15 protein-coding genes are annotated in these 21,081 nt (G+C 35.0%); 5 read left to right on the top strand and 10 right to left on the bottom strand.

Annotation, left to right across the window (positions count from 1 at the left end; translation table 11 throughout):
* Positions 1-265 precede the first annotated feature (265 nt).
* Positions 266-2,548, top strand: a complete 2,283-nt coding sequence (locus ALGA_RS15815; RefSeq protein ID WP_096430762.1) for a GH92 family glycosyl hydrolase — start codon at positions 266-268, stop codon at positions 2,546-2,548.
* A 187-nt stretch (positions 2,549-2,735) separates the two neighbouring features.
* On the opposite strand, the gene ALGA_RS15810 is transcribed toward ALGA_RS15815, so the two are convergent.
* Positions 2,736-4,169 carry an ADP-dependent glucokinase/phosphofructokinase gene (locus tag ALGA_RS15810; RefSeq protein WP_096430760.1) on the bottom strand — a complete coding sequence of 478 codons (1,434 nt, stop codon included), beginning with the start codon at positions 4,167-4,169 and terminating at the stop codon, positions 2,736-2,738.
* Positions 4,170-4,417: 248 nt separating this feature from the next.
* A complete protein-coding gene (gene clpB / locus ALGA_RS15805) occupies positions 4,418-7,009 on the bottom strand; it encodes an ATP-dependent chaperone ClpB (protein ID WP_096433693.1) in 2,592 nt (863 codons plus the stop codon).
* A gap of 264 nt (positions 7,010-7,273) precedes the next feature.
* Here clpB and ALGA_RS15800 point away from each other — a divergent pair, with 264 nt between their 5' ends.
* Complete coding sequence (locus tag ALGA_RS15800; RefSeq protein ID WP_096430758.1) at positions 7,274-7,687, top strand: OsmC family protein; 414 nt, start codon at positions 7,274-7,276, stop codon at positions 7,685-7,687.
* Positions 7,688-8,068: 381 nt separating this feature from the next.
* Positions 8,069-8,650, top strand: a complete 582-nt coding sequence (locus tag ALGA_RS15795) for a peroxiredoxin family protein (protein ID WP_096430756.1) — start codon at positions 8,069-8,071, stop codon at positions 8,648-8,650.
* A gap of 1 nt (position 8,651) precedes the next feature.
* On the opposite strand, the gene ALGA_RS15790 is transcribed toward ALGA_RS15795, so the two are convergent.
* The 8 genes from ALGA_RS15790 to ALGA_RS15760 all read right to left on the bottom strand — a co-directional run bounded on the left by ALGA_RS15790 (position 8,652) and on the right by ALGA_RS15760 (position 18,535).
* Positions 8,652-9,485: an AraC family transcriptional regulator gene (locus tag ALGA_RS15790; protein WP_096430754.1), complete on the bottom strand. Its 834-nt coding sequence runs from the start codon at positions 9,483-9,485 to the stop codon at positions 8,652-8,654.
* A gap of 105 nt (positions 9,486-9,590) precedes the next feature.
* Complete coding sequence (locus ALGA_RS15785) at positions 9,591-11,021, bottom strand: glycoside hydrolase family 47 protein (protein ID WP_096430752.1); 1,431 nt, start codon at positions 11,019-11,021, stop codon at positions 9,591-9,593.
* Positions 11,022-11,191: 170 nt separating this feature from the next.
* Entirely contained in the window at positions 11,192-11,326 is a 135-nt protein-coding gene (locus tag ALGA_RS22825; RefSeq protein WP_145957649.1) for a 4Fe-4S cluster-binding domain-containing protein, read from the bottom strand.
* A gap of 197 nt (positions 11,327-11,523) precedes the next feature.
* Positions 11,524-14,592, bottom strand: coding sequence for an ATP-binding cassette domain-containing protein (locus ALGA_RS15780; protein WP_096430750.1), 3,069 nt, complete (start codon positions 14,590-14,592; stop codon positions 11,524-11,526).
* 1,611 nt (positions 14,593-16,203) lie between these two features.
* A complete protein-coding gene (locus ALGA_RS15775) occupies positions 16,204-16,659 on the bottom strand; it encodes a GNAT family N-acetyltransferase (RefSeq protein WP_096430748.1) in 456 nt (151 codons plus the stop codon).
* Complete coding sequence (locus ALGA_RS15770; protein WP_096430746.1) at positions 16,659-17,093, bottom strand: SRPBCC family protein; 435 nt, start codon at positions 17,091-17,093, stop codon at positions 16,659-16,661. Before ALGA_RS15770 ends, ALGA_RS15775 begins: the two co-directional genes overlap by 1 nt.
* Positions 17,090-17,341 carry a putative signal transducing protein gene (locus tag ALGA_RS15765; RefSeq protein WP_096430744.1) on the bottom strand — a complete coding sequence of 84 codons (252 nt, stop codon included), beginning with the start codon at positions 17,339-17,341 and terminating at the stop codon, positions 17,090-17,092. The genes ALGA_RS15770 and ALGA_RS15765 overlap by 4 nt, the downstream gene beginning before the upstream one ends.
* A gap of 69 nt (positions 17,342-17,410) precedes the next feature.
* Positions 17,411-18,535: a hypothetical protein gene (locus tag ALGA_RS15760; RefSeq protein ID WP_096430742.1), complete on the bottom strand. Its 1,125-nt coding sequence runs from the start codon at positions 18,533-18,535 to the stop codon at positions 17,411-17,413.
* 372 nt (positions 18,536-18,907) lie between these two features.
* On the opposite strand from ALGA_RS15760, the gene ALGA_RS15755 reads away from it, so the two are divergent.
* Together ALGA_RS15755 and ALGA_RS15750 are read left to right on the top strand one after the other, a co-directional pair.
* Positions 18,908-19,297 (top strand): BlaI/MecI/CopY family transcriptional regulator, encoded by a 390-nt coding sequence (locus ALGA_RS15755; protein WP_096430741.1) that lies wholly within the window; start codon positions 18,908-18,910, stop codon positions 19,295-19,297.
* Between the two features lie 2 nt (positions 19,298-19,299).
* Entirely contained in the window at positions 19,300-20,874 is a 1,575-nt protein-coding gene (locus ALGA_RS15750; RefSeq protein ID WP_096430740.1) for a M56 family metallopeptidase, read from the top strand.
* Positions 20,875-21,081: the final 207 nt, after the last annotated feature.

Raw genomic sequence — 21,081 nt, 5'->3', positions numbered from 1 at the left:
TCATAAACTTTGTGATGAGTGGTAATGGATGAAAGCTAATTCAATAGAAATTGCCTTTACGTAGCAGTGATAAACAAAAAAACAGCCGGTTTAGAAAAACTCTATCACGAAAAAAAACAAACACAACTCCCTCACGAACTACCAATTAAACCTAACAGCAAATACTGATTAATAATTTAATTTACTGAGTTAATCTACAATTAAATTAAAATTAATTGCCTGACCTTATTTTCACACTTAATATCTTACTCAGAACATTATTTAAATGAAGAAACTAATCTTACTACTCTCTTTACTTTTTTCTTTTACTCTATTTGCGCAAAAGAATATTGTCGATTATGTGAATCCAAATATTGGAGGCATTGGTCATATGCTTGAACCAACAATTCCATTAGTGCATCTTCCGAACAGCATGATGCGCATATCCAAAGAGCCAAACGGTTACCAGAGTGAAAAAATCACCCACTTTCCGTTCTCAATTGTTTCTCACCGAAAGGGAATAATCGGGAAATTTATGATTTCGCAGAATCCAACATCAAATCAACCGAAAGACTGGGAATCGGCCTACGATCATGATCAGGAGACAGCAAGTCCTTACTACTACTCTGTTTTATTGGAAGAATCTGATATTAAAATGGAATTGACTGCAAGCCAGCATGTTTCCTATTCAAAATTCATTTTCTCGAACAATGCTCCAGCCAATTTATATTTACAATGCAGAAATAATGGTGAATTTAAAATCTCCGCAAAAAATAATATGCTTACAGGATTTGATATGATTTCTGCCGTTGATGGTCTGGATCTTGAACATCCTGTAAAAGTTTATTTCGCTGCGAAATTCGATCAAAATACATCTGATTACGGCACTTTCGACTCAAATGGTTTACACTACAAGAACAATTATATTTCGGGAGATAAAAACGGAGTGTTTTTAAGCTTTACTGATACTACGAATGCTTTGAATCTTAAAGTTGCTATTTCGTATATTTCGACAGAAGAAGCTGAAAAACACTTAAAAAGCGAAATGCCTGATTGGGATTTCGATCGATATAAAGAATCTCATAAACAGATATGGAATAAGGCACTGAGTAAAATACTTGTGAAAGGTGGAAGTGAAGATCAAAAAACAGTTTTCTACACAGCACTTTACCGTTGCTACGAAAGAATGGTTAACATTTCGGAAAACGGCAAATACTTTAGTAATTACGACCAACAAATACATACCGATAATGGCATAGATTTTTTTGTTGATGATTGGGTTTGGGATACTTACAGAGCTACCCACCCATTAATGTGCTTGATTGATCCAGAAAATCAAGCGAAAAAAATCAACTCTTACGTTACAATGTATGAGCAAAGTGGCTGGATGCCATCCTTTCCTTTATTTACCGGCGATCACACGTGCATGAATGGAAATCATGCTTCTTCTATAATTGCCGATGCATATTTTAAGGGAATACGAGGATTTAACATCGAGAAAGCCTTTGAAGGCCTAAAAAAGAATGAATTGGAAGCTACCATGTTGCCATGGAAGAATGGTCCGGCAACAGAACTTGATTCATTTTATCATGACAATGGCTTTTTCCCAGCCTTAAAGCCAGGAGAAAAAGAATGGGTAAAGGAAGTTCACCATTGGGAAAAGAGACAAGCAGTGGCCTTAACACTAGGACATAGCTACGACGATTGGTGCATTGCTAGGTTGGCAAAAGAATTAAACAAGGAAGATGATTATCAGCTTTTCTCAAAAAAGTCGAATAATTACAAGAACCATTATGATCCTGAAATTGGTTTTATGGCACCAAAATCATCTGATGGAGAATGGATTCGACCATTCGATCCAAAATTGTCCGGTGGTTTAGGTGGGCGAGCCTATTTTGCCGAAAACAATTCATGGACCTACACTTGGGATATTCAGCATGATATTGCCGGGCTTATACATTTAATGGGTGGAAATAAACCTTTCAACGCTAAGCTTGATCAACTATTTGTAGAACCATTCGGCATTCCGAAGTGGGATTACTGGGATATTTTCCCGGATGCAACTGGTTTAACAGGTCAATTTGTAATGGGAAATGAACCAAGTCTACACATTCCCTATTTGTATAACTATTCGGGAGCTCCCTGGAAAACTCAAAAAAGAATTCGTTCCCTTATGGAAGTTTGGTTCACCAACTCTCCTTTCGGAATTTGTGGTGATGAAGATGGTGGTGGTCTGTCAGCATTCTATGTTTTTTCGGCCATGGGATTTTATCCGGTGACCCCCGGTGTTCCGGAATACAATATTGGCAGTCCGATATTTAGCGAGATTACAATTGATTTAGGCAATGGAAATCAAATGCAAATACTAGCCAATAACTGCTCGGCAAAAAATAAATACATTCAATCGGCAAGTTTGAATGGTAAAGAATTAAAAGGACCCTATTTTAGGCATTCGGAAATTATTGACGGAGCAAAACTAGTATTAGAGATGGGTCCAAGACCAAATAAAACATGGGGAACCAATCCAAAATTTGTTCCCTATTCGATGAGTAATACCGACTCATTTTAATATTAAAACAGAATAAAGATTAGTTAGTTAGTGATTTAGATTAGAGTTAGTTGGACTATTTCCACACAAGTAGTTCATTAGTAAGCCCCGAATGTACCATATCGGGGCTTTTCTATGTCATAAAAAAGGGAGGTAATAAAATCTGATGATTTTGTTACCTCCCTTTTTATTCTTATTTATTTCTTCTCTAACGAGCCCCAACCAGTGAAACAGAAGAGATTGTATCTCCCATACCAACAAGAGTAACTGGTTTATCAATTAAGATGGTTGGAACAGCAATAATTTCGAATTTTTCATTGCTAAAAATTCCTGTTTCTAAAAGCTGATTTTCTCCCAAAAGATTGGTTACCATATTCTTCAGATCCGCTAATTCCTTTAAGCCAACTTCTGAAACCGTCTGACCTTTTGCCCATAGCAAAACCTCTTTTTGATCAATTGCGCCTGTACCCGCTTTAGCCGCGGCAACAGTTGCAGCCAACTGCATTCCATCTCTATTTTGAGTAGCCGAAACTTTAAATCCTTTTTCCTGAAGAGTAAGGTACAAACCAAACATATGAAGTTGCATTCTGGAGCACTTGGTATATTCATAAATCTTCAGCATTCCTTCAAACAGATTCGAACTATTGGTATTTTCTTCACATTTCTGTGCCAATTCGTCCTCACCTATCACTTCTAAAATATCAATTAATTCCCGTTCGTTAAAACCTAAGCTATCAACATTTTCAACCAAACTGTCAATTAAATATTTACGAATTACTTTATCCTGAGTAGAAGCAACTTCTAAATGCAGTAAGCTTTCAGGACAAGATTCTCTCCATTTAGCAATCATTGCTTTTGAAAAATCGATTCGTTCAGTTCCTTTGGTGCCATCATGAAGAGTTTCGTGAAGCATTTGATAACCGGAAAGAATAATATATTCTGGATTGATATCGTTTTGCGACATTTTATTCGCAAAATTCTCGTCGATATGCAATTTAAAATTTAATGGATCGTAAGTAGCAATAAAACGATTCGCCTTCGGACATACAAAGGTTTCACCATTTAAAGTTATAGAATCGCCTTTATCAAATTCGATAATCCAATGAATCAGCGCTAAATCACAAGAGCGATTTACCTTAGATGCCTGCTTAATTTCGCCGTTTTCATCGTTTGTTAATAAATTAGGCAAATCTAAAAACAATTTCGCCTGATCTTTTGGAGCAGAAGCACAATGCACATAAACCGAATTCACACCACAAACAGCCATTACGTTTGCAACAATACCACCCTGGCCTCCCATCTGCATTTTGTCGTAACCAACATTTTTGTTTAGCCATTCAAAAACTTCCTCATCTTCAATCAGCCATTCTTCGGCAATTCCATTTTTAAAGCAATTCAGAAAACCACGTATCGCATCTTCGTTGGAACGAATGCTTGTCTCACCTTCACAAATAATCAAATCTGTATTCAGATTATTCTCTGCAATTAGTTTTTGAATTCCTTCACCATTCACCTTAATTACTGCATCAACATTGGCATTAAAAGCACTAATTAAGCCATTAATTTCACCCATTTTCTCTAATTGAGCTGGTGCTGTTTTGTAGTTTTCAAGCCATTTGGCTTTTAATTCGATCGAAGACATTTGGTCCTATTTTAGAGTTAGAATACTAGTTGTCAAAACTTATCAATTAGCAAAGAAATTGAATTAAATTTCAATTTATAAAAATTGCGCATGAAAAGCGATAAAAAATCTCCGCAATGGTTTGAAATAGCAAATTTAAAGATCAATATCAAAATAGAATCAGTAATGTACTTGTCGAATTTTGAGTTAAGCAACAAAAAAATCCTGCTCGCAATGCAAGCAGGATTTGTATTTACATTTAACTCATATTACAAATTTCGAAAAACTAATTCACCGTCCTCGGCATCAATTAAAATCTTCTGATTAGGAGCAATGCTTTCCGACAAAATTTGTTTTGAAAGTTCATTAAGAACCTCCCTTTGCAGTACCCTTTTAATTGGACGGGCACCGAACTGGGGATCAAAGCCTGCATTTCCAAGATAATTGACTGCCTTTTCGCTCAATTCAATACTAATCTCATTTTTTAAGAGCATGCTCTTTACCATTTCGAATTGCAAGCGAACAATTTGCTTCACCTCTTCCCTATCTAAAGGAGTAAATACAATGGTTTCATCAATTCGATTTAAAAATTCAGGACGAATGGTCTTTTTCAACAAATCGAGAACTTCATTTCGGGCTTCCCATATTAATTCCCCCCTATTTTTTGAGTTCATGTTCGCAATTTTTTCCTGAATCAGGTAAGAACCTACATTTGAAGTCATGATGATAATCGTATTCTTGAAATCAACAACTCGTCCTTTGTTATCCGTAAGTCGTCCGTCATCCAATACTTGCAAAAGAATATTGAAAACATCAGGATGTGCTTTTTCAATCTCATCCAATAAAACAACAGAATATGGCTTTCTACGAACAGCTTCGGTTAATTGTCCACCTTCATCATACCCAACATATCCCGGAGGAGCCCCAATCAATCTTGAAACTGAGTGACGTTCCTGATATTCCGACATGTCAATTCGAGTCATGTAGTTTTCATTATCAAACAAAAATTCGGCCAATGCTTTTGCCAATTCTGTTTTCCCTACTCCCGTTGTTCCCAAAAAGATGAATGAACCAATTGGCCTTTTCACATCCTGCAAACCCGCTCTACTTCTTCGAACAGCATCGGCAACAGCCGAAATTGCTTCCTCTTGTCCTACCACTCGTTTATGAAGTTCTGTTTCCAAGCCAAGCAATTTTTGTCTTTCACTCTTCAGCATTCTGTTTACAGGAATTCCAGTCCAGCGAGATACTACATAAGCAATATCTTCACTTCCAACCTCCTCTTTAATCATGGCATCTGAATTCTGATTGACTTTCAGTTGTTCATTCAAACGCTCAATATCTTTTTCAACCTCCTGAACTCTGCCATAACGTATTTCTGCAACCCTGGCATAATCACCTTCACGCTCTGCTTTTTCGGCCTCGTACTTCAGATTTTCCAATTCCTCCTTATTCTTTTGAATGCCATCAATTACTTCGCGTTCAGCTTCCCATTTTGACCGAAGACGATTTCGTTCATCATTCAACTCGGCAATTTCCCGCGATAAATCTTCTAACTTCTTTTTATCACCTTCCCTCTGAATTGCCATCCGCTCAATTTCCAGCTGCTTGATACGTCTTTCAATCTCATCCAACTCTTCGGGCAATGAATTCATTTCCAAACGTAATTTCGCTGCAGCCTCATCAATCAAATCAATGGCCTTATCCGGTAAAAACCGATCTGAAATATATCTTTGAGATAACTCAACAGCAGCAATAATAGCCTCATCCTTAATCTGTACTTTATGATGATTCTCGTACCTCTCTTTCAATCCACGAAGAATGGATATTGCACTTAAAGTATCGGGTTCATTCACCATTACCTTTTGAAAACGCCTCTCTAAAGCTTTATCCTTTTCGAAGTATTTCTGATATTCATCTAAAGTAGTAGCCCCAATTGCCCGCAAATCTCCACGAGCCAATGCTGGTTTTAAAATATTGGCAGCATCCATGGCACCTTCGCCTTTTCCTGCACCAATTAAAGTATGAATTTCATCAATGAACAACACAATATTGCCATCCGATTGCTCAACTTCTTTCACTACTGATTTTAAACGCTCCTCGAATTCACCTTTGTATTTTGCTCCTGCAATCAATGCACCCATATCCAGGGAAAAAACCTGTTTGTTTTTCAAATTATCCGGGACATCGCCCTTAACAATACGATGAGCCAATCCTTCGGCTATTGCAGTTTTCCCAACACCAGGTTCTCCAATTAGAATCGGGTTATTTTTCGTTCTTCGCGATAAAATCTGCAGGATTCTCCGGATTTCCTCATCGCGCCCAATTACAGGATCTAATTTCCCGTTTCGGGCCCGTTCATTTAAATCAATGGCAAATCTTCGTAAAGAATTAAATGTATCCTCTGCCGTTTGAGAATCAACCTTTGCTCCTTTTCGTAATTCATTGATAGCCGCAGTAAGATCTTTCTCATTAATTTGATTGTCCTTAAGCAGGTTTGAAATTTGATCCTTCCCTTTTAAGAGTCCCAACAATATATGCTCAAGAGAAACAAATTGATCGCCCATTTTCTTCGAGATATCAGTTGCTGATTGCAAAGCGCCCGAAGCCTCTCTTGATAAATAAGGTTCCCCTCCTGTTACTTTTGGATAGCTTTCAATGATCTGATCGACCACCAATGTAAAGTTTTGTACGTTAACCCCTAACTTCTTCAAAAGAAAATTGGTAATATTCTCTCCCTCAACCAGAACTCCCTTTAAAAGATGTCCTGTATCAACTGCCTGCTGTTGTTTTCCTGAAGCAATTTGAAATGCTTTTTCAACTGCCTGTTGCGATTTAATTGTGAAATTATTGTAGTTCATATTTTTGATTTTTACAACTTCATTTATTGCAAAATAACTAATTGCTATTCGAAACGAATCAATCAAAATATTTGCCAAATCGACAATTGGGTCAACAAACAGAAAAAATGTCTGAACAATCGCATGGAAACCAGCCAATTTGTCATACTACCAGCAACTTACCTGAAAACATTTCTGATATGCTGTTAAACAAATGAAATAATAGCTACACATCTGGATAATTATATATATTTACAAACTGAAATTTAAAATAAAAAATACAATATGAAAGCAACTACAACTTGGACAGAAGGTTTTGCCTCTACAATAACCGATAATCGAGGACACGAAATAATTACAGATATTCCGAAAGAAAAAGAAGGAACAAATACCGGAGCAAGTGCATTTGAATTACTTTTAATGAGTTACTCAGGATGCGTGCATACAATTTTCAATATGGTTGCAAAAAAAATGAGGATTGAATTTACGGCTCTTGAAGTAGATGCTACCGGATCTCAGAAAGATGAAGCTCCAACCTTTACCGACGTTGAGATTGAATTAAGAATTGACTCTGAAGTAAGTGATGAAAAAATCGACAAGTGCTTGCAACAAACTTTAAAAACCTGTCCTGTAGGTATTTTATTTCACCAAGCTGGCGTGAACACAACATACAAAATTGAAAAATTTCAAAAAGCATAAGCTGAAACGAATTCAGTAATCTAATCCCTTGTTTGCGCAAGGGATTTTTTTATTCCCTCTATTGTAAAACTAAAAAATACATTTAACAGGTAGTTATAACAAATACGCCCTTTTTATAGTATATTCAGACGACACACAGGGAGCACCCTCTGAATTAGGAAGGCTATGTATGTCACCAAAATGAGCATCTACCCAAATGAGAGGGGTGTGTGTGTCTCTAAAACAGACATCCACGCAAGTGAAATGGGTATGTGTACCATGAATATTGCCTCTACTGCAAGCAATTAACAAATCATTAACTCCCGTATTATCAAGATCATCATTGATTATTGCGAAATAAAAGACTAATTTGTATTTTATTATTTAATCAATTAATAAATCATGAAGAATTTACTGATAACAGCAATATTACTGATCAGCTTTACAAGCTATGGTCAAAAGGAAGAAAGCAGTATTTTGATAGGCCAAAAGGCCCCCATGTTTAAAGCAATGGATCAAAACGGGAAAACAATAAAAAGTAGTGATATTTTAAAAAACGAGCAATTAATCCTTGTATTCTACCGCGGACAATGGTGTCCTTTGTGTAACAAGCACCTATCTCATTTACAAGATCATATTGAAGACTTTAAAAAAGCAGGAGCAAGACTGGTAGCTATTTCACCGGAAATTCCTGTGAGTGTTGAAAAAACGATAAATAAAACAAAAGCTGAATACTCCATTCTTCACGATGTGGATTATAAAATTATGAAAGAATACGGTGTTGACTTTGTTTTACCTCCAAAAATGGTTGAGAAATACAAAGAATACGGCATCGATCTTACTGTTTCTAATGGAAATGATGATCAAACACTTCCGGTGCCAGCGACATATGTAATTGGAAAAGACGGTATCGTAAAATATGTGCAATATGATCCGGATTATAAAAACCGATCGAATGCTGAGGAGATATTAAAGCATTTATAAATTAAATAATCTTCTTATTGGAGACACGGTAATCCTTTGGAGACATATTGAATTGCGATTTAAAGACCCGATAAAAGTAGCCCATATTGTTGAATCCACAATCCGAAACGATTGCCTTAATGGATGCATCAGTCATGATTAACAATCTGGCGGCATAGGTTATTTTGGCCAAATTTAAAGTCTCTGTTAATGTTTTACCAGTACCTTTTTTAAGAATACGATTGCAATGATCCAAGGATCTATTCGTCAAAGATAAAAAGCCTTCAACTCCCTGTTTGAAATACAATGGGGAGTTGTATTTTTCCAGAGAAGCCTGCATCCAATAAGGAATAAGCGAATTCTCATTCCCCCCTATTGGAGTGATAATCTCAAAAATGAACAGTAAAAACTGATCCAGATGAATATTATTCTTCGATTGAGTAATTACCTGGTTTGCCTTATTACGAAGTAACTTCAAGCCTTCCTCATCCATTCGCATGCTAAAAGGGAGCTGACTTTCACTCCAAAAATAAAGATTCGTATTTAAAAAATATCTGTTTTTAAGATATTCCAAAGTATCCTGATGAAATGCCAGATTGGAAATTGTTATGCCTTGCTTCGCCGTTTTTGCAATAAAAGTATGCTTATCTGTTGCTCGAACAGTGCATAAATAACCCGGCGAAATTTTGATTTTATCTCCATTTATTAAATGGAAACCTTCCCCTTCTTCAATCCAAAAAATCTCGGCATAGTCATGGGTATGCATCTGAATGTCACTCTTTGAGCGCAAAGTAATTCGCGACAAATGAAAAACATCTTTCGTGTTGGCAAGAAATGATTCCAGATTAAATTGCATGATGAAGTTATGTGATTTATTCACTTGCAAAATAGAGTTTATATTCAAAAAATAAAAGGGGCTGAATTTGTAAAACAGCCCCCAGGTAATATATAATTTTCAAGTTTATTCCAATCCAAGATTCACCTTCACCTTTTCAGGATCGAATGATTTTTTCGCAAACGGATGAGCCTCGGTATTAAAGACATAATCATCCAGATTGAATTCTCCTGTTTCTTCGGTAAAAGTCAGATACAAATACTTCATAGTTTCAGCAAAAAAGAAAGTTGGCATGTAATCTTTCTTTTCCATAGTTCTTACATCTTCAATTGAAGAAAATGCAATATCTGTTCTGCAATATTTTTTGATGTCAGACCAGTAGGTATCAACCCGATCGTAATACTTCTGCTTACCTGTAATGTGATACAAGTAATACGCCGATTCAATAATTTCTGGATTTAAGTCGTAAACCGGATAAGTTGGCTCGCCTTGCTTATAGTCATAAATCATTGGTTCCAAACCATATTTATTCCATAAACCGTTCCATGTATCCTGCGTTTTCTCAGCTCTTCTTACATCTCCATCTAAAGCCAGTATTGATGGGAAAAATGCATCGTACAAAGTCACAATACTCGAGAATTGTCTGCCACTGTTCGTATCAATACAATCACGAACACCTGTATTCATATTTACACGACCATACCAAAGTGTTGAGTCTGTTTCTTCAGCCACATGCAAGTTGATTGCAGCAATACTTTCGTCCCACATTTTCTGGGAATCCTTATCGCCAAATAACGACATGCTTTTATATAAATACTCGTAATAAGAATCGGCACCTGCGCAAATGTGCGAGTCATCGTTCAACCATTCACCAGTTTCAACATTAATCAAATCTCCAACTAAATTTAAATCAGATCTGCGTTCCCAAATAGCAAGATTAGCCTTTTTTGCTGTCTGATAATAAACTTGATTTCCTGTGTAATAACTCAGGATTCCCAATTCGAACATATAGGAAGCGGCTTCGGCTAAATTAATTTTAGCTCCTTTTGTTGCACCTGTTTTCAAATTCACCCAATAATATGGTATTCCCGTTGGAGAATCAAAAGCCTTCAACATTCTTTTTCCAAAATCTTCTGCCTTTTCCAAGATTCTAGGATCAGGATTGTATTCATACATCGCCAATAGGCCTCCCATAATTCGGATGTTTACTTCGAAAGTTTTCACAAACAAATCCTTATCCCAGCTAATGCTGTCAATCAAATAATTCTCAATCTCTTTGGCCTGCTCATCCAATCCCATTACTTTCATGGTGCTGTAAGCATCAATTGGTGAAATGTGTAATGATTCTTTGTACCAATCCTGATGTGATTTTGACAATGGAAGCAACACATCATGTCCCCATGCATATTTTTTATAAGCATCCCAAGATCTCACAAACTCGTCCTTTACTTCTTGAGCAACGGAACTAATCTTCACTTCTTTTTTCTTCTCTACCTTTGGTTGGCAGGCTACTGTTGCAATAACGAGTATCAGCAAAAAATAACTTAGTTTCTTCATTATATTTAGGTTTAAGTACTTTTTATTTTCTCTTTATCAGGATAAAAAATTCAATACCTGAATCTTTTACAAATTAAATGATGAGCAGTTAAATTCCTTTTAATTCAAGATTAATACGCAGAAAATTGAGTTAATCTCACGAAGTTATACGATTATTAATTAATTGAAATTTAAAGACTTGCCTCCCAAGTCTCCAGATTATGAAACCAAGCACAACGCATATTACAACCTTTAGTAAAAATGGTTGTCTCCATTCCTGATCCATCATGAATGGACATGATTTGTATTTGTGTTATTCTTTTCATATTCATCAAGACAAAGATAGAATACCGAAATACATTATTACAAACACAAACTACTACAAAAACAATAATTCATTACACTACAGCGACATCCTGTATTCAAAAATCCCGTTCTGTTTAAGACCAGTAAATCTTAAATAGCACGGGATTCATGACAATTTTAAAATAAGATATATCACTCCAAAACGAAACTCAAAATACTACGATTGACGCTTCCTCTTAATTCGAATGTGACCTTCAGGGAGTAATTTGATCCATAATATTTCGATCATAAGTATAAATCGTCTTAATACATCGAAATAAAGTGTACCGTAAAAAAACAAGCTGGTTAACCATACAATAACAACATTGAACCAAAAAGTATCAATAAGGTAATTTCCTATTCGTTTCTGCGATGCAAATAATTGAGCTCGGCCCAATTTGTCTTGTGGAATTTGAAATATAGGATCTTTTAACTGAATCAATTCACCTTTAAATGCAACAATCTTATTTGCCTCTCTACGATTCAAAACAATCTGTTCAATTGCCTCATTATGGTGTTTTTGTTTGTAATCAAACAATTCCTTTTTACCTCCGTATTGTGCCAACAAGTTTGTATAAACTTGATCTCTTTTATCTGATTCCTTTTTATAATCCAGCCATCCATTTTGTTTTATTTTCTCAATCCATTGAAGCAGTTCTACCGAAGAGTTGGTCAAACCGTTTTTGGTAAACTCCAGCCCCTCAGGCAATGAGTACAAATCGGTTATTTTTTGGAATTCATTCTGTAATAGTATGAGTTGTTTATCATCCCCCGTTCGCAACCAATTTTGGTACCGTTGCTTTATTTCCGGAATATAGAATGATGAGCGAAAAGAAGCCTCACTCATTTTTTGTTCAAGCTCAAAAAATTGAGTTTCAAAATCATTATTTCTGAACTGTTCAACGATCAAAGCCTCATAAGCCCAACGCGAAGTCATTAAATCGCCTACAAACGGAACATGTTTTTGGGAGGTTATGGCCGGATGTAGTTTGGTAAAATTAACGATTACCCCAGAAAACAATAGTTGTGGCACCAAAATAAAAGGAATGGATACATAAACCGCCACGACAGTATTCAAAGCTGCCGACAAATTTAAACCAATCATGTTCGCGCAGGCTGATGCTGTGTATAAAACCAACCAATATTCTAAAGTCAATCCTTTAATTTCAAGAATAGTATTAGCGATTAACACAAACAGTAATGTTTGAATTGCTGATATTACCAGCATAACGATCACCTTAGAGTTTAAGTAGCTAAACCGGCTTAAATTCAAAAACGACTCCCTCTTCATAATTCTCCGATCGTGAAGGATTTCTTCTGCCGAAATAATTAAGCCTAAGAAAAGAGAAACCACAACTGCCATAAAAATAAAGGAGGGGATATTCTCATTATTCGAAAATACATAAGCATTTGCATCGCCATCCGAGCCACTGATATATTTGGTGAAATATCCCAATATCACGGCTAAGATAGGAGCCTCCAGCAGTGTAATAAGAATGTATTGTTTATTACTAATTTTAGCCTTTACATCACGCGCTAAATATATTTTCAACTGCTCCGCTCGTTTAGGAATACTGAAATGATTTATTGGAATCAATCTTTTCCGCTTTGGTTCCTTAACCGGATTTTTCGATTCAATATTCTCTTTGTACAGTTCATACCATTCATCGGAACCTCTTTTCCTTTTACGAATTTGTTTACCGTATTCATTCATCATTCGGCTTTCCACGATTCTAAGAATCTGCTCCGAATTCACATTACCACAAGTCAAGCATTCGCTTTCATCAGCTTTAACATATAGACTCTGCGTTTTAAAATAAACGACTGCATCAATCGGATTTCCAAAATAGATTACTTTCCCACCCTGATCCATAATGATCAACTTGTCCAATAGCTTAAAAATATCTGATGATGGCTGATGAATGTTACACATCACCAATTTCCCCTTTAAAACCTGCCTTTTCAGCAACAACATCACTTTCTCCGAATCCATACTTGATAATCCCGAGGTGGGCTCATCCACAAACAAAACTGAAGGTTCCCGCATCAATTCCAGTGCGATATTTAAACGCTTTCTTTGTCCGCCACTCAATACTTTATTAATCGGATCTCCAACCTTTAAATCTCTTGCTTCAACCAAATCAAAATTTTCAATGGTATCATCTATGATATTCTCAATTGTTTCATCATCTAAATTATCGAAACAAAGCTTGGCATTAAAATACAAATTCTGATATACGGTTAATTCCTCAACCAGTAAATCATCCTGAGGAACGTAACCGATAACTCCCTCAAGTTCTTCTTTATCTTTATGGAGATTATATCCATTAATAAAAATATCGCCCTGATTAAGAGGCAAATTCCCATTTAGAACATTTAGCAAGGTCGATTTACCAGTCCCGCTACCGCCCATAATTCCAATCAGTTGTCCCGACTCGACATGAAAATTAACTGGAAAAACGCCATTATTAGAACCCGGGAACTTGAATTCAATATTTTTAGCTACAAAACGAATATCCGAATGATTTTTCCTTTCAATAAATACCGACACAATCTGGGAATAATATATTGGGTCAATTCTATGACTTCGAATCACTGATCCGTACGGCAAGATGTAGGCACGATCCAATTTAATGTTGTGCCCGTTTAGAAAAAGATTGTACTCTCCAAAATATTTCATCAGGAAAGTATTGGTACTCTCCAAATGAAGGATAAATAAACGACCTCGCAATCTTGGCCTAAGAATATGCTTTACGACCTCATGTTCAAAGGATTCATTAGCATCAATAATCAATAAATACGGATTAAAAGGGATTGTATATTCGGTTCCCAAAATAAACTGAAGACTGTATTCAAATTCATCTTTTGGGACTTTAAATGCTTTCGAAACGGTCTTTACAAAATCGATTTCTGCAGGACCCGTAAATTCTGAATCATCAATAAATTCAAGCAATTGGAGCATTATCCATACTTTCTGTTCCTGCTCCACCTCCTCAACCAATTTTGAGCAAACATCCGCAACCTGCTTGTGCTTATTTTTAATTGTATCCTTATTTCCTTTAATGTAATGGGATTCACTTAAATAACGGTCGAAATTATCCAGATATTTATGAAGCCATTCTTTATTAAATCTCTTCTCTAAGTACTTAGAAACGACATTACGGGCAACGCCCTCAAAACCAATCTGTTGCTCATCAACAATAATCGCGAAAAGTTGCATTACAGCATTTAGTACTGACTCATTCATGGGCAATTATAGAATTTTATTTTTTGCTAATGGTCTAATTTAGATAAATTCCTCGAGCAATGGAAAAGTTCTATCTTATGAAGCATAAATTCCACAAAATAATCTGATCTGAATTTTTCGAATATGACCTTAAGTATCTTCGATAAAACTTAAATAATTAATTGCATTAAGGATTTTTAACATTTAATTATAACATTTCGTCAAAGGTTTTTGTATATTCATAACATGAAACGAAATTAAAAAGGTTTTTCATAGATTTTAGATTTAGGTTATTGATTAGATTAAAAAAAGCCTGGGTGGGGACCTAGGTTTTTTTTTACTATTTATTTTATAAAATCTATAGGCACCAAAAATATAACACTTTTAGCATACTTTAACATCCTTTAAATGCACTTAACTAAACAATGCCGTATGTTTGTAATGTAGAACAAAGAATAAAAGTTTTTTCATAGATTAAAGATTTAGGTTAGTAAATAGTGGTTAGTAGAAAAGCTTGGGTGGGGATCCAAGCTTTTTCTGTGTTGTATACTTTGCAATAATTTACAGATATGACATCAACCGAATCAGTCCTTGACTTTTAGCATACTTTAACATCCGTTAAATGCACTTAACTAAACAATGCCGTATGTTTGTACTGTAGACGGCTGGTTACCGTTTTTTTCATAGATTAAAGATTTAGGTTAGTAAATAGTGGTTAGTAGAAAAGCTTGGGTGGGGATCCAAGCTTTTTCTGTGTTGTATACTTTGTAATAATTTACAGATATGACATCAACCGAATCAATCCTTGACTTTTAGCATACTTTAACATCCGTTAAATGCACTTAACTAAACAATGCCGTATGTTTGTACTGTAGACGGCTGGTTACCGTTTTTTTCATAGATTAAAGATTTAGGTTAGTAAATAGTGGTTAGTAGAAAAGCTTGGGTGGGGATCCAAGCTTTTTCTGTGTTGTATACTTTGTAATAATTTACAGATATGACATCAACCGGATCAATCCTTGACTTTTAGCATACTTTAACATCCGTTAAATGCACTTAACTAAACAATGCCGTATGTTTGTAATGTAGAACAAAGAATAAAAGTTTTTTCATAGATTAAAGATTTAGGTTAGTAAATAGTGGTTAGTAGAAAAGCTTGGGTGGGGATCCAAGCTTTTTCTGTGTTGTATACTTTGTAATAATTTACAGATATAACATCAACCGGATCAATCCTTAACTTTTAGCATACTTTAACATCCTTTAAATGCACTTAACTAAACAATGCCGTATATTTGTAATGTAAACGGCTGGTAACCGTTTTTTTTCATAGATTAAAGATTTAGGTTAGTAAATTAGTGGTTAGTAGAAAAGCTTGGGTGGGGATCCAAGCTTTTTCTGTTTAATAAATGCACGACAACAATCACCAATAAATTATTCTATCCACAGAGAACCATTATTTTGTAATTACTTAAGATCCTCGTACTATTGTTTGCTCTATATATGCCTTTTTTTGAGGCATTAAAACACACAGATATTTTTTTTTCATCGATTAGTGATTGTAGTTACTATTAGTGTGTAGATTAAAATCCGGGTCGAAATCCGATTTGTTTCAGATCAACAGGTCTAATTTTATTAGCTCGTAATTTTTTTATCAAAACAAACACTTTCCTTCACGCCAGTATATTGTCCGTAGTTAGGAATAAAATGGTAGTTGTTTTTTTTGTAGAGTCCAATTGCCTCGGGTTGTTTCACTCCTGTTTCTAAAATACATTTTTCAAAAGACAGTTCATTGGCCCATTTTTCCAATTCCTGTAAAACTTTTGATGCAACTCCCTTTCCTCTGCACTCTGGCAATACAAACATTCGCTTTATTTCCATAACCTTTGGCTCATATTCCTTTATGGCACCGCAACCCACTGGTTCTTTATCGTCATAAGCCAAAACCACATACTTAATTTGATCTAATTTATTGAATTGAGAATAAAAAGCATAATCTTCTCCATCGCGAATTACCAAATCTGCATCAAGTAATCTAACAAGATCAATAAAATCTTTACTATCGGAGTTTGTTCGTTTAATATCTATCATTAGCTCTCTATAAACTCGTTTAATCTCTGGTTAATAAAATATTGCCAGCCACCTTTGCATGACTCTCTAGAAAATTCAGGTATATCCTTTGGGAATGAATCCATTCCTTTGTTTGTTAAACGAAGAAGAATTTGTTCTCCCTCCTGCAACAATTTAAAACTAAGGGTACCAACCCCACTTATATTTTCATATCTCCAATCGTAAACAATTTTTTCTAAAGGAACAACTTCTGTAATTTTCCATAGGTGCATAAATTGTCTTTCTCCTGCATCTACATTAAACCTGGTTTCGAAACCAACTTCGGGAATAAAATCGGGAATGTTTTCGAAGAACCATTGTTGCATTTGCGTCAAATCTGTAATGGCATTCCAAACTTGTTCTCTTGTCTTGTTAAAACTTTGCTGGACGAAAATTGCTTGGCTTCTGTCGCTCATGTTGCAGGATTATTGCCTTTGGTAAAATCATTAATTAAACGAAGAGCCTCCTCTTTGTCTCTTGCGAAAATCTGAAGTTCAATAGGATTAATACCACCTGCTGAAACATGCCATGGTGCAATGGTTCCCATTAGCTCATTTTTTACATTTACAGCAATTCCATTATCTGTAAGAATGTCCTTTATTATCTCAGAATCTATCGGGTTTCCCGAATAAATTACGATCAAATCATTTTGTTTTGCTGACATATCTTCAAGTTTAAAGTGTTTAACTAATTTAATATGCTACTCTAAGTATCAATAATTAACAACTAAACATTAACTCTTAATAGCTAGCTCTGAATTATGATACAGTGCTAAAAACTTTTTCCATTCGACTATAAAAGTAATAAATAGTATAAATACAAGCACAAAATAAAATCTAGAATCAAAAGACGGGAACAGTACATATTTAATAGAAAAGGAAAAAATACATGCCAATACAATTTTACCTCCCCGAAGCAGTAATAATTCTTTTAAACTTATATTCTTCAGGTAATAATAAGCCAAAATAATTGATAAAAACCAAGGGAAATAGTCTGGAGTCTGCATAATCATAGTTACCACGTAATCTTTAAATGTTAAAGCAGGGGTTAATGATAAAGGGAAATTTTGTATTTGAATGAACGAATGGTAAAATAGTATTTCCCAACCACCATTCTCATGAGTCACATTTAATGTGAAATAGATTACAATTAAACAGACACCAAAGGATATAATAAGCCATCTGTTTTTCTTATCGGAAGGAAAAAATGTTTCGAAAAAAAGAAGTAAACCGCACCAAATAATATTATCTGTTCTTGTCATTATTGATAGTGCCATAACTAGGAATATTAAAAACCAATTGGAATTATAAATATACATTACAGTTATCAACAATAACAATAATGTGGATAAGGCATCTGGTGTTGATAATCTTGCCAAATGAATCGTTTGTGGAAGAAATAATACAATAATGGAAATTACACTTGCAACAAAAGTATTATTGAATTCTTTACTTAACACTCTGTGTACTATTAAAATAATAAAGAATACACTTATTAGCGAAGGCAAAACAGTTGAATAACTCAATGGAATGCCAAGTTTAAAGAAAAAACCAACTAATGCTAAGTAAACAACTCGAATTGTGTAAAAGGGTAAGTTTTCACTAAAGGCATTGTGGTCACTTTCCATTGTCTCTCGGTAGTTATTACCAGCAGACAGCCAATTAGCCCTCTCATCTCCCATTTCCTGTCGCAGTATTTCATAGGTTTTTTTATGAAGAACTTCAGATTCTGGCGTATTATTTTGAACAACACAGCCCATATACGCAATCATATCCCAATTATAATTTGGCTTTAACCCTGCATAAATAATTCCAAGAAAAAGTAAAATCCAGAATGATATTTGTGTAATTATTTTCATCTATATATATTCTTTTTAAGCTTTTATTCCTCTAATCTAGCTCGTTTAGTTTAAAAATAGTAATGGTTATTCGTCTTAATATGCAGCAATACTCTAACTTTTAGGTATTGTACTCCTTCAATTCAAGCTATAAATTTAATTATTCATAACAAACAAGTCATAATCTATGATAAAATAAATAGTAGAATTATTATTAATAAAAGGACGCTTTTAGAACAGAATCAATACCCATCCTCAATTAACCACACAACAACCTAAAGAACAAAGGACTAAAAGAATTCTACTATTTAAATAAAACTTTTACTATAAATATAGTAGTCTTTTAAAATACTTCTACTATATTTGTAGTAGTAATTAAAAACGATAGACAGTATGAATATAAAATCATTGACAAAAGCCGAAGAACAAATCATGCAAATCATCTGGAAATTGCGTGAAGCTGTTGTTAAAGATGTAGTAGAACAATTTGAAAAACCGAAACCAGCCTATACAACTGTTGCTACGGTATTAAGTGTTTTGGAAAAGAAAGGTTTTGTATCTAACCGAAAAATTGGCAATACGAAACTGTTCACACCTGCAATAAGTAAAGCAGAATACACTAAATTTCAGTTTAGCTCATTACTTGGTAATTATTTTGGTGGATCGTTCCCAAAAATGGCCAGCTTTTTTGCTAAAGAAAACGATTTAGACATTTCCGATCTGGAGAACATACTGAAACAGGCCGAGGAAGAGATGAAAAAAGATCAACAAAAAGAAAACTAATTATGGAAGCATTGTTTGAACTATTACTCAGGGCATCGGTGAGTATCGCAGTTTTATTCACCTTGTATTGGTTGCAGTTGCGGAATTCAACTCATTTTAAAGCAAACCGTTTCTTTTTACTGTTTAGCCTTATAATCTCACTTGTTATTGCTCTTATACCTATACATTATCAGGTAATAGTGCAAGCATCTGCAAAAGAAACATTTAACGAATTCATTGGCGTTTTCAATAACAATATAACTAATGAAAATACAGACATCAACACAAGTAATGGGTTATCAATTTCGAGTCTTTTGTATCTGATTTACTTTATTGGATCGGCACTTGTACTAATCCGAATATTAATACAATGTCGAAACCCTTTTCTGATAATGACCTCATCGACTCCTAAGAAGATCGACAATTGTTTGATCCATGAGAATGAAGTTTACAATTCACCATTTTCGTTTTTCAATCGCATTTTTATCAATACTGAATATTTTAAACAGCACGAAATCAACGACATATTAACTCACGAAAAAGTGCACATTCACGAGCGTCATTGGATCGACCTGTTCATTATAGAGCTGTTAACAGTGTTTTTCTGGTTCAATCCATTTATATGGTTCTTTGAACGAGCAATTAAACAAAACCATGAATACCTGGCCGACGAAGGTGTATTAACCCGGGGCCATTCACTTGTCAGGTATCAGGCATTATTAATTAACCAGCTAATGGGCACTCAGGTAATTGGATTAGCCAATCACTTTAGTTCTGCCCTAGGCCCAACCCGATTTAAAATGATGACGAAAGAAAAAACAACGAAACGAAAATTGTTTCGAATGGTATGGGGAATTCCCGTACTCGCAATTCTACTTTTGGCTTTTGCAGAACCAGAATATAAACAAGAAACTGTAAATACCGAAACAGAAGCTTTTGTGAGCTCTGAAATCAATGCAGATAATATAAAAATTAGTGGCAAGGTGGTCAACGAAGATGGGATAAATATGCCCGGAACCTCCATTATTCTGAAAGGAACGAGTATTGGCACTGTTGTAGATAAGGATGGAACTTTTGAACTGGATATTCCCAAATCAGAAAAAATGGCTCTTGTAATTTCCTATGTCGGCTACAAAACCATTGTTGAGAAAATAAATCCCGCAGAAAAGAAAGTCCATTTCGATTTTGAATTACAGCGAGGCATAGTGAGTATCGACAGCAAATCTATGAATTTGGATGGTGATGTTCCTCCTCCACCACCAGCACCTGAATTTGACAAAAACTCTGACAAATCTGTTTTCGTAATTGTTGAAGATATGCCACACTATCCAGGCGACCATTATGGTTTAAGTCAGTATGTAAAAAAGAAAACAGCTGAACTTAAAAGTAAGTTTGGCAATAAATTAAGTGGCAAAGCTACCGTTGGTTTTAGTATAAATGAAAAAGGGGAAGTAACCAATATTCAGATACTAGATAAAAGTAATGATGTAGCGGCCAAAGCTGCAAACAGTATTGCTTCTGGTATGGAGAACTGGAAACCCGGCACTCAGAGAGGTAAAGCCGTTCCTGTTAATTTTGCAATGGAATTAGAATTTTAGAGATATTCCACTCAATAACAACAAAAAAAGTGCTGTTAACACTCTTAGAGTAGTTTACAGCACTTTTTTCATGAACTATATCCAAATTCCAAGCGCGCCTGTTATACGATTTTAAATACAAAATTACACAATTGTATAATACCGATAGATATCTAAAACACAGTCATAAACGAAGTGAAATGAATCAGTAATTTTAGATACTAATCG

It is taken from the genome of Labilibaculum antarcticum (genome assembly GCF_002356295.1).
Classification (GTDB): domain Bacteria; phylum Bacteroidota; class Bacteroidia; order Bacteroidales; family Marinifilaceae; genus Labilibaculum; species Labilibaculum antarcticum.
Note: the sequence above shows the minus strand (reverse complement) of the source record. Positions and strands in the feature narration are given on the sequence as shown.

Coding starts and splice junctions, on each gene's coding strand:
- ALGA_RS15815 (WP_096430762.1), top strand. CDS start 266: ATGAAGAAACTAATCTTACTACTCTCTTTACTTTTTTCTTTTACTCTA.
- ALGA_RS15810 (WP_096430760.1), bottom strand. CDS start 4,169: ATGTCTTCGATCGAATTAAAAGCCAAATGGCTTGAAAACTACAAAACA.
- clpB (WP_096433693.1), bottom strand. CDS start 7,009: ATGAACTACAATAATTTCACAATTAAATCGCAACAGGCAGTTGAAAAA.
- ALGA_RS15800 (WP_096430758.1), top strand. CDS start 7,274: ATGAAAGCAACTACAACTTGGACAGAAGGTTTTGCCTCTACAATAACC.
- ALGA_RS15795 (WP_096430756.1), top strand. CDS start 8,069: ATGAAGAATTTACTGATAACAGCAATATTACTGATCAGCTTTACAAGC.
- ALGA_RS15790 (WP_096430754.1), bottom strand. CDS start 9,485: ATGCAATTTAATCTGGAATCATTTCTTGCCAACACGAAAGATGTTTTT.
- ALGA_RS15785 (WP_096430752.1), bottom strand. CDS start 11,021: ATGAAGAAACTAAGTTATTTTTTGCTGATACTCGTTATTGCAACAGTA.
- ALGA_RS22825 (WP_145957649.1), bottom strand. CDS start 11,326: ATGAAAAGAATAACACAAATACAAATCATGTCCATTCATGATGGATCA.
- ALGA_RS15780 (WP_096430750.1), bottom strand. CDS start 14,592: ATGAATGAGTCAGTACTAAATGCTGTAATGCAACTTTTCGCGATTATT.
- ALGA_RS15775 (WP_096430748.1), bottom strand. CDS start 16,659: ATGATAGATATTAAACGAACAAACTCCGATAGTAAAGATTTTATTGAT.
- ALGA_RS15770 (WP_096430746.1), bottom strand. CDS start 17,093: ATGAGCGACAGAAGCCAAGCAATTTTCGTCCAGCAAAGTTTTAACAAG.
- ALGA_RS15765 (WP_096430744.1), bottom strand. CDS start 17,341: ATGTCAGCAAAACAAAATGATTTGATCGTAATTTATTCGGGAAACCCG.
- ALGA_RS15760 (WP_096430742.1), bottom strand. CDS start 18,535: ATGAAAATAATTACACAAATATCATTCTGGATTTTACTTTTTCTTGGA.
- ALGA_RS15755 (WP_096430741.1), top strand. CDS start 18,908: ATGAATATAAAATCATTGACAAAAGCCGAAGAACAAATCATGCAAATC.
- ALGA_RS15750 (WP_096430740.1), top strand. CDS start 19,300: ATGGAAGCATTGTTTGAACTATTACTCAGGGCATCGGTGAGTATCGCA.